8 protein-coding genes are annotated in these 13,673 nt (G+C 65.3%); 5 read left to right on the forward strand and 3 right to left on the reverse strand.

Going from position 1 to position 13,673, the window contains the following annotated elements; all coding sequences use genetic code 11:
* Positions 1 to 365 precede the first annotated feature (365 nt).
* A complete protein-coding gene (locus IFSED24_RS13630; protein WP_491332019.1) occupies positions 366 to 1,811 on the forward strand; it encodes a glutamine synthetase family protein in 1,446 nt (481 codons plus the stop codon).
* Positions 1,812 to 1,827: 16 nt separating this feature from the next.
* Complete coding sequence (gene tsaA / locus IFSED24_RS13635) at positions 1,828 to 2,295, forward strand: tRNA (N6-threonylcarbamoyladenosine(37)-N6)-methyltransferase TrmO (RefSeq protein WP_491332020.1); 468 nt, start codon at positions 1,828 to 1,830, stop codon at positions 2,293 to 2,295.
* Positions 2,296 to 2,440: 145 nt separating this feature from the next.
* On the opposite strand, the gene IFSED24_RS13640 is transcribed toward tsaA, so the two are convergent.
* Positions 2,441 to 5,113, reverse strand: coding sequence for a FlgD immunoglobulin-like domain containing protein (locus IFSED24_RS13640; protein WP_491332021.1), 2,673 nt, complete (start codon positions 5,111 to 5,113; stop codon positions 2,441 to 2,443).
* 537 nt (positions 5,114 to 5,650) lie between these two features.
* Here IFSED24_RS13640 and IFSED24_RS13645 point away from each other — a divergent pair.
* The 3 genes from IFSED24_RS13645 to IFSED24_RS13655 all read left to right on the forward strand — a co-directional run bounded on the left by IFSED24_RS13645 (position 5,651) and on the right by IFSED24_RS13655 (position 9,317).
* The gene (locus IFSED24_RS13645; protein ID WP_491332022.1) at positions 5,651 to 7,807 is read left to right on the forward strand and encodes a hypothetical protein; all 2,157 of its coding nucleotides are present in this window, start codon (positions 5,651 to 5,653) and stop codon (positions 7,805 to 7,807) included.
* 184 nt (positions 7,808 to 7,991) lie between these two features.
* On the forward strand, positions 7,992 to 8,624 hold the full coding sequence (locus IFSED24_RS13650; protein ID WP_491332023.1) for a YiiX family permuted papain-like enzyme: 633 nt from the start codon (positions 7,992 to 7,994) through the stop codon (positions 8,622 to 8,624).
* Positions 8,625 to 8,660: 36 nt separating this feature from the next.
* The gene (locus IFSED24_RS13655) at positions 8,661 to 9,317 is read left to right on the forward strand and encodes a hypothetical protein (RefSeq protein ID WP_491332024.1); all 657 of its coding nucleotides are present in this window, start codon (positions 8,661 to 8,663) and stop codon (positions 9,315 to 9,317) included.
* A gap of 63 nt (positions 9,318 to 9,380) precedes the next feature.
* Here IFSED24_RS13655 and IFSED24_RS13660 read toward each other — a convergent pair whose 3' ends face one another.
* Positions 9,381 to 11,306, reverse strand: coding sequence for a FlgD immunoglobulin-like domain containing protein (locus IFSED24_RS13660; protein WP_491332025.1), 1,926 nt, complete (start codon positions 11,304 to 11,306; stop codon positions 9,381 to 9,383).
* Positions 11,307 to 11,438: 132 nt separating this feature from the next.
* Positions 11,439 to 13,529 (reverse strand): FlgD immunoglobulin-like domain containing protein, encoded by a 2,091-nt coding sequence (locus IFSED24_RS13665; protein WP_491332026.1) that lies wholly within the window; start codon positions 13,527 to 13,529, stop codon positions 11,439 to 11,441.
* Positions 13,530 to 13,673 lie beyond the last annotated feature (144 nt).

Below are 13,673 nucleotides of genomic sequence, written 5' to 3' on the forward strand. Positions count from 1 at the left end.
TGTACAATCGAGACTGTGTCCGGCCCCTGATTTGCAATATCAGCCTCATGGATGCTCACCATATCTATACATCAGGATGACCTGCCTGCTCATTGCCCGGCCTTGGGAGTGAATCGGCGGCATGAATTGAAGCGAGTGGCTTGAAAGAGAGGGCCTGGACGGTGGCGTGGGCCCGGGACACATTCTCGTGGGCACAACCAATGTCTAACTTATCTAAAAATTTCTACCTTTAGCGTTAATGCATGATAATTTCAAATCACAACACTAATAAATCCAATTTTAAGTCTAGCGTCATCCAATTTAGTGTTATAATAGAGATCCAAACAACCGCTGCCGACGATCCCCAAGCCAGAAAGGCCCCGTCCATGAGCCCCTCCAACGCCCCCCTGCGCGAATTCCTGGAAATCCCCTACGAGCAGCTCGAGGAGTTCAATCTGCAGTCCAAGGCCTGCCAGGAGCAATGGAAGCCCATGGACGAGGTGGAGGCCGAGCGACGCAGCTACCTCGAGTCGGAGAAGCGGATCAAGGCCATCACCGTCGTCTTCACCGACCTCGAGGGCCGCTTCCACATGCTGGACTACGACAAGAAGTTCCTGCTGAGCAGTGACGTCCTGACCTTCGACGGCTCGTCCATCCGCGGCTTCACCCGCATCGCCGAGAGCGACCTCATCCTCAGGATCGACTGGCGCGCCTTCTACTGGATGCCCGCCGACATCTTCGGCCCCGGCAAGGTGCTGGTCTTCGGCCACGTCTACGACCGCGACGGCAATCCCTACGCGGCCGACTTCCGGGGACGACTGCTCGCCTATACCGAGCGCCTGTATCGCGACGATGGCATCGTGGCCAACGTGGCCCCCGAGATCGAGGGGTTCCTGTTCAACGGCCGCGACGCCGAGCGCAAGTACTACCGGACCGGCGAGTTCGAGCTCATCTCCACCGGCGGCTACTACAACAGCCTGCCCCAGGACCCCCTGCGTCGCTTCATCGACGCCGCGGCCGAGGTGCAGCGCGCCATGGCCTTCGAGAACGAGAAGGATCACCCCGAGGTGGGCCCCAGCCAGTTCGAGATGAACTTCAAGTACGCGCCGGCGATCATCGCCGCCGACCGCATCCAGCTCTACAAGCTGCTCTGCCGCCAGGTGGCCCACAGCATGGACATGACGGCCAGCTTCCTGCCCAAGCCCGTCACCGGCATCAACGGCAGCGGCATGCACACCAACATGAGCATCTCCAGGAACGGCGAGAACCAGTTCTTCAGCGCGGACGGGGAGCACAACATGTCCCCGTTCGGTCAGCAGTTCATCGCGCGCATCCTCCACAGCGCCGAGGACCTCTGCCTGACGCTCAACGCCAGCGTCAACGCCTACCGGCGCCTCGACCCCAACTACGAAGCTCCCAACGAGATCACCGCCAGCAGCGTGGACCGCAGCTCCATGATCCGCATCCCGTTCGCCGGGCGCTCCGGCCAACGAGTCGAGGTGCGGTCGGTGGGGCCGGACGTCAATCCGTACCTGCTGATCTACTCGCTGCTGCGCACGGGCCTCGAGGGCCCCGAGCCCGACCCCAATGCCCCCAAGCCCAAGCGGGTGCGCAAGCGGTTGCTGCCCAGCAACATCTACGACGCCATGACCAGCCACCGGCGCAGCGGCTGGATCCGCGAACTCATGGGTGCGGACGGCCAGGCCAAGTACCTGGAGCTCAAGGAGATGTGCGCCCACCGCTGTCCCCGCGAACTCGGCGATCGCATCAAGCGGGCCGAGATCATGTTCCATCACGAGGTCACGAACCAGATGCTCTGGAGCCGGTTCTAGAGGGCTTGATGTGGAGATGAATCCAATCGGCATCATTCGGAGCCCGTTCACGGATGTTGCGGGCATGCCGATCCAGCCCTCCGGTGCAGCCGGCATCAAGGGATCGGTGGAATTGCTGCCCGAATATGCCGACGGCCTCCAGGATCTGGAAGGCTTCTCCCACATCATTCTCCTCTATCTCTTCGACCGTAGCGCCGGCTATGAGTTGAAGGTCGCTCCGTTCCTGGACGGAGAACCGCGGGGCCTGTTCTCCACGCGGGCACCGAAACGACCGAATCCCATCGGGCTATCGGTCGTCGGGCTCGATGGCATCCACGGTCGCGTCTTGCAGATCGATGGCGTGGACGTGCTCGACGGCACACCGTTGCTGGACATCAAGCCATATGTGCCGGCCTTCGACGCACCGGCGGAGTGTCGGACCGGCTGGCTTGAGGATGTCGGCGGAAAGGTGCGGACCAGGCGGTCCGACAATCGCTTCGGGTAGGCTCGCGACCTGGCCGATCGCGCTGACGGATCGGACTTCAGGACAGAGTGGACGCCGTCACCACCGTGACCGATGCCCGCGCGGGCCATGGCTCGAGCGGGCTCGGCCATTCTCATCGAGACAGCGCCAGCGAACCGCGGGCGCTCTAGCGGGCCAGCACGACCTTCTGCGACCGCACGGCCTCCCCGGCTACCAACCGCACCAAATACGTGCCCGACGGCAGCGACCGCCCGTCGTCGTCGCAGCCGCGCCAGGTCACCTCGTGGCGGCCGGCGGCCCGCGGTCCCCTGGCGAGGGTCGCCAGGCGCCGTCCGGCCAGATCGTGGACGTCGAGGCGGACGTCCTGCTCGCGGTCCAGCACGAAGCCGATCCGCGTCGCGGGATTGAACGGGTTGGGCACGGCGCCGGTCAGGCGCGCCGCGGTCGGCGGCGTGAGCAGCACCCGGGTCGCGTCGAGCTCGCGCCAGCGATCGCCCTGCCGGTAGGACAGGGCGTAACGCACCTCCTCGGCGCCGGCCAGTTCATCCGCGGTGTCGAGAGCCGCGAAGTGCGCGTCACCCAGCGCGATGAACGGAACCTCCCAGCGCGCGCCGGCCGCGACCGCCGCGAGCCGGAATTCGGCCCCCGCCAGTTCCGGTGCCACCTGCCAGGTGATGGCGACCGAGCCGTCGTCCCGAGCCGCCGCCGTGTACGCCATGAGCAGGTTGGGCACCAGCGAGCCGTCCTCCCAGATGCCGATGCAGTAGGACGGCACGCCCCCGGCCCGCGTGAACGTGCCACCCACCCAGAGGTCGCCCTCGTGGACATGCAGCGCGGACACGGTGGCCCGCGCGTAGTAGGCCTCGGAGACGCCGCCCCCCGAGAAATCGGACCAGGCGCCGTCCCATAGCGCCAGACCGCCGCTGGGGATGCCGCCGGCGGCGGTGAAGTCGCCGCCAACATAGAGGCCGGTGGTCGTGCCGCGCAGGGCCGCCACGCCGAAGCTGACGTCGCCGCTCACGCCGCCGGCCAGCGGCTGCCACTGCGCACCGTCCCAGCGGGCGATGTGGCTGCAGGGTACGCCGTCCGACGCGGTGAACGAGCCGCCGGCATAGATCTCCCCATTGTAGGACGACAGCGCGTAGACCGTGCCGTCGTCGAAGCCCGCGCCCATGGCCTCCCAGCCGGCGCCGTTCCAGCGGGCCACCCGGCTTGCGGGATTGCCGTCGGCGGTGGTGAATTCGCCGCCGGCGTAGAGCACGCCGTCGTCCACGAAGAGGACCCACACGCCGGAATCCATGCCCGCGCCCAGGGCGCGCCAGACGGCGCCGTCGAAGGCGGCGATCCGGCCGACGGGCACCTCGTCCATGGCGGTGAAGTGGCCCCCGGCCACGAGGTCGTCGCCGTGGACCGCGAGGCAGAGCAGCTGTCCGGTGGCCAGCCCGCTGGGCTGCCACGCCTCGCCGTCCCAGCGCTCGACATTCTCGAGGCTGAAGTAGGAGGACCGCACCCCGGCATAGAGCTGATCGTCGTAGACGGCGAGACCGATGACCTGATTGCCGATGCCGTCGGCCATGCGGTGCCAGGCGTCTCCGTCCCAGCGCACCACGTTCTGGCAGTCGTTCTGGCCGTCGAGGACCGCCGGCAGCCGGACGTTGTCGCCAGCGGCGATGACGTCGCCCTCGAACGAGACGATGGCCTTGAACCAGTGCCGGTCGTGGTGGATGGTGCCGATGCCGCCGCCCAGGTGCACCCATTCGCCGTCGTCCCAGCGCACCACGCCGCGCTTGAAGAAACCGGCCACGTAGAGGTCGCCGTCGCTGTGGCTGAAGATGGCGTTGAGGCCGTCGGTGAAGTCGCCGCCCAGCGGTGCGCCCCACTGGCCGCCGCCGTAGTGGCGGACGCGCCAGACGTGGTCGGTGGGCGTGCCCTCGTCGGCGATGAGGTAGAGGCCACCGTTGTGGATGGTCATGTCCCGGACCTCTCGCGGCGTCACCGCGCTGTTCACCGCGAAGTAGGTGCCGCCGCTGCCCTGCTCCACGAGCCCCTCGCTGTGCACGCCGTCGGCGTGGGTGAAGCTGCCGCCGATCCAGAGAAAGGATTCCTCGGTCTGGAAGCACTCCACGTCGCCGCCGGTCAGTCCGCGGCCGTACTCCACGTGGCCCTCTTCGCTGCTCCATGCCACGTGGCTCCAGGTGGTGTCGTTTCCAGCCGAGATGCGCATGATGTCCCCGCCAACATGGATCCGTTCATAACCGTCGGCGATGGCATGCGCCTCGTCGCTCCACAGGTCCCAGTTGCCGAAATCATCGGGCGCCACCCAGTGCGACCCGTTCCACTGCTTCATCCCCACGGGATAGTAGGGCGGATCCTCGGTGGGGAACGAGCCGCCGACCCAGAGAAAGCCGTTCACCATGGTGCCGCAGGTCGGCGCCTGGGTGAGGCCCGGCATCTCGTGCCAGGAACCTTCCCCCCAGCGGGCACAGCGGGCCCAGTCGTTGCCATCCACCTGCCAGAAGGGGCCGCCCACGTAGAGCGAGTACGGTGTTCCCACCACGAAGGCGGGGATCTGGTTGACGCCGCCGGCGAAAGCTTGCCATGTCTCGCCGTTCCATCTGGCGATGTAGGAAGCGGGCACGCCGCCGGCCTCCTCGAACCAGCCACCCACCACGAGATCGCCCGCGTACTTGCCGAGGCAGTAGCCCTCTCCGTCGTAGAGCGGCGGGCCGGACAGGCCCATGACGCCGAAGGATTCGGACCATTGCTGGGCGATGGCGGTGGTGAGCAGGCAGGCGGACAGCAGGCAGGCGGCGACGAGCAGGCGGCGTGATGAATACACGGGGCGACCTCCGGGGCGAGGTGGGCGACAAAGGCTGACAATGGCCTGTCAGATTGGACGTCGTCCGGGCCGATCCGTCACAGTCCCGCCGCCCCGGAAGGCTGCTCGTCGTGGTGGTCGCTGACGGACGGTGGCCCGCGACGATTTCCACCGGGCTGGATACCGTGGCACCATGCCGGCACCGCGGGTGTGCTACTCGACCTCTCCACCTGGCAGTACCTGGGCACAAGGGCGTGCCTCCTCAGGCAATACCATCGCTTCCAACCAGCTCGAGAAGCGCGCGGGCCTGCGCAGGATGGTCGATATACTATTAAAACAGAAGGCTTTATCTCGATACAGCTATTGAAACCCGTTCTGCAAACATGGCTATAATAGAGCCATGAATCATCGTCGCGGGCTCTCCGTCAAGGGCGGTCACGATCTGAATCCAGGCGTGGTTGTTCGCTCGCGGGACGGTTGTTATCGACTGCAAATCTCGGATCTATCACCACTGCTATCCCTCGGCCTTACGGCCGGTAGCCCAAGGGAGATCAAGCCATGTATCGACCACTGCTCGCCCGCTCTCTCGCCCTTCCCGTCTTCCTGATCCTGGTGCTCTTCGTCGGCTGCAGCGACGACGATGACGGCGTCACGAACCCGCCGCCCGGTGGCGGTACCGTCGAGGAGACCATCGGCGCTGCCGGCGGCACCATCGAGATGGCCGGTGCTGCGGCCTTGACGATTCCCGCCGGCGCGCTGGCCGATGACGTCGATTTCACCATGGCCGTGGACGATTCGCCCACCGCCGCGCCAGGTGGCCAGACCATGATCGGCGACGCGCTCACCATCGGCCCCTCGGGGACGACGTTCGCCGCGCCCGCCACCATCGTCCTCGACTACGACGAGGGCGACCTGGCCGGAGCCAGCGAGAGCGCCATCGTGATCTACACCGACAGCGGCACCGGTTGGGTGCCGCTGACGACGACCATCAACGCCGCCACCAACGAGGCGTCGGCGCAGATCACTCATCTCTCCGACTTCGCCTGCATGGTCTGCGGCACGCCGGCCGAAGGCGTGTATGCCGTTTTGTCCGTCATGCGTGGAATCATGGACCTGGGTGATGTCATCATCACGGACATGATCACCGCCCGGTTCGATACCGTCGTCGATCCCTGCAACGTGGTTTTCCCGCTGCACCCGGACTCGGTCTTCTGCAACGACTACCGGCTCCAATGGCAAGACGGCGCGAGCTTCTACGGCTATCCGTGGTCTCCCCTCAAGTCCGAGTTCATCACCCTCGGAGCGGGCTACGCGTTCGAGGTGTTCGGCAATGATGACGTTCCGGACCTGTCCACCACCATCGCGTTCCCCAGCACAGCACCCTACGTCACCAACATCGACAACGAAGAAGGACTTCCCCTCGACGGATTCACGGTGGAATGGGCCGGCGACGAGACCGGCACCACTATCTTCCTGAGCCTCGTGCCCGCCGGCATGTCGGAATCGCTCATCACGATCGAGACCGAGAACGACGGCACCCACGAGTTCACATCCTCCGACCTCTCGGAACTGACCGCCGGGGACTACGCATTGATTCTGAACCGCTACAACCGCAACCCCATCACGGCACCGGGCTACGATCCCGAGAGTTTCGTGGTGGCCAAGGTGACCAACACCACGCTCGTCAACCTGGGTAGCGGCGGTGGCGGCGGCAACATCGGCCCGAGCGGCGGCGTGGTGATCATCGGCGATTCGGTCGGCTACCTGACCGTCCCGCCCGGAGCTGTTTCCGCATTCGTCGACATCACGGCGACGGAAAACCCGGCACCGGCTCCGGTTCCCGATGGCTGGCGCATGCTCACGCCGGCGTTCACCATCGAGATCGATCCGGCCGGAACGATCCTCGCCGTCGCGGCCGAGTTGCTCTTCGATTACACCGATGCGGAACTCATGGGTGGCCCCGAGAGCAGTGTCACCATCTTCACCGATGAGGGAACTGGCTGGGCGGCACTCACCACCGACCTGGACCAGGGGCTCAACGATGCCTCGACAGACGTCACGCATTTCTCGGACTTCGCGCTGATGGTCCAGGACACCGGAGCGGAGGGAGTCTTCGCCGAACTGAGGCTGGAGCGCAGCCTGACGTTCCTCTCGGAGATCCTGATCCGTGGCGACGAGTTCTATGCGCGCTTCGACGAGTTCGTCGGTGAGGAGGGAGCGTCGCCGCTGCAGCCGTTCGCGGTCTCCTTCGACGACAGCGTCTGCGTATGGGACGACGGGGACCTGCGCTACGAGTTCATCAGTCCGGAGTTCTTTGCGCTCGGCGCCACGCACGAGGTCGTCGTGGCGGCCGGTGATGGTGTGCCGGCGTTCACCGCGGCTCCGGTCTTCGTCGGCGAAGAACCTTACGTGACGAACCTGACCCATTACGAGACCGTCTCGACCGACGGCTTCGAGGTACAATGGGCTGGCACCGGCGACGGGACGGTCACGCTGCGCCTGTCGCAGGACGAAGCGCCGCACGTCGACGTCGACATTCCGAACAACGGCGCCTACAGCTTCTCGGCCGCCCAGCTGGCCGGTTTGAACACCAGCTTCCCTGTCGTGCTCGAACTGATAAACGAGGATCGCCAGCCGCTGTCGGCCACGGGATTGGACCCGGCCAGCGTGATGATCTGCAAGACCTTCTGCAACGTCAGCCTGCTGCTGGAATAGGCGATGACAGGCTGATGTCGACAGGGCCCCCGCCGCTGGCGGGGGCCTTCGTCGTCGGCCACAAGGGGACCGCCGCCAATCGCGCCAGCGATAGCCGAGGAGATTCCCGAGGGATTCCGGAACCAGGCCGATTGACTTGGGATACACCCAGACGTACAACAGTCAGCAAGGATGGAGATGTGATATGGGAAAGATCCTCGATATCGTCGCTGTCGTTCTTCTGATGATGCCGTTCTCATCCGGCTGTGCCGCCGAGCCCGCCTATGAACCCGCCGACGGGGACATCATCTTCCAAACGTCCAGGTCACGGCAGAGCGCGGCCATCCAGTCGGCGACGCATTCCGCATACAGCCACTTGGGAATCGTCTACCTGCGCGACGGGCGGCCGGTCGTGTTCGAAGCGGTCGAACCGGTCAAGGCCACACCGCTGGCCGAATGGATCGCCCGCGGCGAAGGTGGGCACTACGTGGTGAAGCGGCTCGCCGATGCCGAGGCTGCTCTTTCTGTAGAGGCGCTGGGGCGGATGCAGCGGATCGGTGAGGGGTTTGCCGGGAAACACTACGACCTGTACTTCGAATGGAGCGACGAACGGATCTACTGTTCCGAGCTGGTCTGGAAGATCTACCAGCGCGGTCTCGGCGTCGAGATCGGCGCTCTGGAGACTCTCGGCGACTTCGATCTGTCCTCGCCGGCGGTCCGCGAAAAGCTGAAGGAGCGCTGGCGTGGCGATCCGCCGCTCGCGGAGCGGGTCATCTCGCCGGCGGCGATGTTCGACAGCGATCTCCTGGTCGAGGTCTACCGGAACGGTGCCCCCTGACGTCAGCGGATGGCCTCTTCATGGCAGGAGTTGATCATGATGCCAGGTCGCCAGTTGAGCCTGCTCGGATTCACGCTCGTCATTTGCTGCGCGGGACTTGCACGGCCAGGCCAGGCCCAGGAGGCCAAAGCTGCGCTGACTCCCATCCACGAGATCCCCAAGCTCCCGATGTTCGACACTCCCGTTGACTACAAGAAGACCCTGATGGGTGGTGTTCTCGCGCCGGAGCGTATCGAGTGCGGCGAGGCAACCGTCAGGGTTCGCCAGCCGGAGGTGGATCTCACGCGGGCATTCGGCACTCGATATGACGTGGTCGAGGAGGAGCAATACCGAACCCGGGAGCAACAGTGGGAGTATCTCCGTGCGGTGAGAACCAAGAATCGCGACTCCATGCATTACTACATCCTCGCACACATCTACTACGACCTGCAGCTGTCGGGATGGTTCAAGGTCCATGAATGGACTCTCGATGATCTCAAGATCCGGGCGTACCTGGTCCGGGCGACCGAGAAGGCAACCCCCCGGATCTGGCTCCTGCACTTGCTTCCCGGGTCAGTGCCCGAAGACAGGGTCGCGTATGTCGAGGCGGAAGAACTGACCCTGACCAGGGAAGGCGTCCGCCGGGTTCGCTGGAACGTGGGCACGAACACGGTCGTCATCGATCGACCCCTGCCGGCCGATCGGCACCAATGACTTCAGCTCCATCGAGAGTCCGAGACGATGACGACGAGCAGGAATGCCGCGTCGACACCCCGGTCAGCGGACGATCGAAATCTTGTGCGACAGGGCTGTCTCGCCTGACCGCAGCTTCACGAAATAGGTCCCCGACGGCAGACCCCGTCCCGACTCGTCTCGACCGTCCCAGGTCACGGTGTGCTCGCCTGCTCCGTGGAGACCGTGGACCAGGCTGCGGACCCGCGTGCCTCGCAGGTCGTAGATGTCGACCTCGACGCGCGCGTCGCCCGCGAGCGCGAAGCCGATCGTGGTCTGAGGATTGAACGGATTGGGATAGACCTCGCAGGCAAGCTGCCGCGGGACCGGCACCGTTTCCACCCCCGTCACCACCGTCACCTGGATCAGCTCGATCCCGTCCCCCGTGCCCAGGTTGCGCGAGTACTGCCGGTCGGACGGGTTGTTCCAGTGCTCGTGGACGCCCAGGCTCGCCAGCCGCACGACGTCGTCCTCGTGGTCGGGATCGTAGAACGTGCCCGACGGCGGGTCGTGGGCGAGTGCACCCTCGTGGAGATAGTCGTCGGCGCCGGCCATGAGGGGGTATTGTTCCGGGTGCCCCTCGGTCTGCAGGAAGTCGAAGCACACCGAGTCGATGGCGATGGGGTCCTGCGAGGCGAACAGGCTCGAGGTCCAGTCGCCCCAGAACGGCGGCGCGGACCAGCGGATGGGCACCGAACCCACACCGACGATGCCGGGGTAGAGTCCGTCCACCAGGTAGAGCAGCGTCTTCCCGCCCATGTGGGCGTGGCCGATCATGTCGACGAGGTTGCGGTACGAGCCCTCGTCAGCCGAGTACGCCGGGAGGTCCTCGTGCAGGTTGTAGAAGCCCGCCGCATCGGGACTGCGCAGGCGCGAACCGTAGTGGTTCTTGCCGCAGAGGGTGACCCCGGCCAGGAGATGGCTCTTCAGGTTGGCGATGTTGATGACGTACTTCGCCTCGGCCATGGAAAGGGGTACGTAGTCTCGTAGTACGAGTTCGGGATCGTTGCTCCAGTGGAGGCGGATCGTCGAATCATGAACGAGGGTGCGCGGGTGCGTGGCGTCGCCGCCGTAGCAGTCGAGGAAGCGGATGTCGGGGAACTCGGCGCTGATGATGTCGAAGTACTCGTTGCAGAACAGGCTCTGGAAGTCGCCGACGGAGATGTCGGCCTGGGCCACGCCGACCTCGCCGACGAGATGGCGCAGGAGCGCGACGATCACCTGCGGCGAGACGTTGGGATAGTCCTGCCAGATCAGGTCCCAGGTGTTCGTGTCCACGCCGCCCCAGTACCAGTGGGTCCCCACGAAGTTGACCTTGATGAGGATCTTCTCGCCAGGCGTGTAGCCGACGTCGCCGAAGCCGTGGGTCTGGTTGAAGTGGCGGATGAGGTCGGCCCAGGCAGCGGCGGGGTCCGCTTCGCCGGAGAGGTTGCGGATCGCGGTGGTCATCATCTGGTGGACGGCTTCCTGGTCGGTCTGGTCGGCTTCCCACCAGTGCCCGGAGCCGGGGCCCGGCCAGCTGGTGGCGTCGGGATCGTGGACCCAGACGACGCGGCCCGGGTTCAGGCCCTTGGCCTCGCCGATGGGTTCGTTGGGAGGATCGGGGAGCGCCAGGTCGACACCATCGGTGGCGCCGATCAGGGCGGACAGGCCGATCATCGCCACGGCCGCCACGCAGGCCGAGGTGCCCAGGATCCGCGATGGGCGCCAGGAGCGGCGGCCGCGGCGGATGGTGAAGGCGGCGCCGAGGGTGCCGACGAGCCAGATCACGAAGGTCGAGGCGATGGGGAAGGCGGCGCGCTGGCAAGGGTAGGTGGCGCGGGAGGGTCTGGGAATGACGCGGATCAGGAACCAGAGGAGGGCGGCGGCGCCGGTGAGGATGAAGGGCAGTGACGCCCAATGCTTCCCGCGATGGGAGCTCCGTTGGTCGGCCTCGGCAGGCGCGCGGGTCGATTCGCTTTGTTCACACATCGTTGATTCTCCTCTCCTTCGGCCTTGGTCTGTGGGCGACTTCGGGCATCGCTCGATGTGTCCGGCAGGAGGAAAGCCAGAAGCTGAATCTGTCACTGGACGCAAGCAGGCTGGCGTACCCGGGATCGGCGTCTATCTCACGAGCACCGCCTTTCTTGATTGCACGCTGTTCGGGGTCTGCAGGCGGATGAGGTACGTGCCTGACGGCACCATCTGACCCGCGGCGTTCAGACCGTCCCAAGTGAGCGTGTGCTCGCCCGCACCCAAGGTCCCGGCGACCAGCACCCGCACCCGGGCCCCGTGCAGGTTCAGGACATCGACGGTCACGTGCTGCTCCTGCTCGAGCGCGAACGCCATGGTCGTCCGGGGATTGAACGGGTTGGGATAGGCGCCGAGTAGCCGGGTGAAACGGGGCGCCGAGGCGTTTCCATCGTCAGGCCAGGGGTGGTCGTCCTCTACCGCCACCGGCGTTAAGGAGCGGATCCCGAGCGCGTATCCGATGCCCGCTGCGACCGACACGAAGTCTTCGTTAGGTGTCGGCTCTTCGCCCGCGCCATATCCCCAGGTGACGACCGAACCGTCCTCCTTCAATCCCACGAAGGGGGGACCCGCCGCGATGGCCACGAAGCCGCTGTTCGGCTCCGGGATGTCGTCCGGGTACCCGCCGTCCCACCCCCACGACACGACGGAGCCATCGGACTTCAGGCCCAGGCTGCAGTAAGCTCCGGCTGCGACCGCAACAAAATCGGTGTTGGGATCCGGGACGTCGCACTCGCCATCGCCGTTCATCCCCCAGCCCACGACGGAACCATCGGATCTCAGCGCCAGGCCATGACGGCAGCTTGCAGAGATGGCCACATAGTCCGTGTTCGGCAGGGGCACGTCGCACTGGCCGAATACATTATTCCCCCACGCAGCCACGGAACCATCTGCTCTGAGCCCCAGGCTCCATTGATCACCGCCCGCTCCGGCGGCCGCGATGGCGACGAACCCAGCGTTGGGTTCCGGGACATCGCATTGTCCGTCACCGTTGTCCCCCCACGCGGCGATCGAACCGTCGGCGCGAAGCGCCAGGCTAGTGCCAGAACCAAACCCAAGAAAAACAGAACCGGCCACAGCAATGGACACGAAATCGGAATTAGGGACCGGGACCTCGCACTGACCCGCATCGTCGTGTCCCCAGGACATGATCCTACCGTCGGGTTTCAGGGCCAGGGCATGCGATTCACAGCTCGCGACCGCGACGAAGTCGTCGTTGGGGGCCGGGACATTGACCGGCTCACCCCAGGCAATCACCGATCCGCTGGAATCGAGGGCCAGCGTGAACCAGTGGACCGCAGCACCCGAATCGTACCCGCCGGCCGCAATCGCGGTGAAATCGTCGTTCGGCACGGGGACTCCCCACTGGCCTTCCTCGGACCGGCCCCAGGTCACGACCGCACCGTTCTGCTTGATCACGTGATAGTGTGATTGACCGGCGGCGATGGCCACGTTGTCGAACAGCGCCGCGTCCGGCGGCGTGCATTGATCGTAATGGTCGGTGCCCCAGACGCAGATGGACCCGTCGTCCCTCAACCCGATGAGGTTGCCGCCGTTCGCCGCGATGGCTTGGAAGCCGAAATTCTGGTCCAGGTCTCCCAGCCAGCCCCAGGTGACGATCTCGCCGTCAGATCGTAACCCGGCGCTGAATCCTTCCCCGGCAGCGATGGCGACGAAGTCCGTATTCGGCTCAGGCACCTCGCACTGACCAGATGAATTGTCTCCCCAGGCGACGATCGAGCCGTCCGACTTCAGACCCAGGCTGTGATCGTAACCCGCGGTGACGGCGACGAAGTCCGAATTCGGTGCCGGTACCTGGCACTGACCCTCATGGTCCATTCCCCAGGCCACGATCGACCCATCGGATTTCAGGCCCAGACTATGCGCTTTCCAGGCTCCAGCCCAGAGATCGTGGTACATGATTCCACCGGCAGCAACGTCGATGAAATCCACGTTCGGGAGAGGCACCTCACACGCACCGCACCTGTTGTCTCCCCAGGCCACGATCGAACCGTCGGTGCGCAATGCCAGACAGTGGTACATTCCCGCCTCGACCTTGACCAGGTCGGTCAGCCGCGATTGCTCCACGTAGTGGTAGGAACCCCAGCCGATGATCGGGCCCTGCGCCAGAACAGTCGCGGGCAGCAACAGCGCGAGGAGCGTCCATAGAAACCCTGACCTCATTGCCATACCTCCTGGCCGTCCATCACCTGCTCAACGTCGCCGTGCTGGCAAAGTCGAGAGCCGCGAGTCCGCCCAGAAGCAAGGGCACGCGCGCAACATCACGCGCACGGCGCCAGAAGTCGGACCTGTGTCGGGGTCTTGGTG

Source organism: Candidatus Latescibacter sp. IFSED24 (assembly GCF_058273205.1).

Coding starts and splice junctions, on each gene's coding strand:
- IFSED24_RS13630 (WP_491332019.1), top strand. CDS start 366: ATGAGCCCCTCCAACGCCCCCCTGCGCGAATTCCTGGAAATCCCCTAC.
- tsaA (WP_491332020.1), top strand. CDS start 1,828: ATGAATCCAATCGGCATCATTCGGAGCCCGTTCACGGATGTTGCGGGC.
- IFSED24_RS13645 (WP_491332022.1), top strand. CDS start 5,651: ATGTATCGACCACTGCTCGCCCGCTCTCTCGCCCTTCCCGTCTTCCTG.
- IFSED24_RS13650 (WP_491332023.1), top strand. CDS start 7,992: ATGGGAAAGATCCTCGATATCGTCGCTGTCGTTCTTCTGATGATGCCG.
- IFSED24_RS13655 (WP_491332024.1), top strand. CDS start 8,661: ATGATGCCAGGTCGCCAGTTGAGCCTGCTCGGATTCACGCTCGTCATT.
- IFSED24_RS13660 (WP_491332025.1), bottom strand. CDS start 11,306: ATGTGTGAACAAAGCGAATCGACCCGCGCGCCTGCCGAGGCCGACCAA.
- IFSED24_RS13665 (WP_491332026.1), bottom strand. CDS start 13,529: ATGAGGTCAGGGTTTCTATGGACGCTCCTCGCGCTGTTGCTGCCCGCG.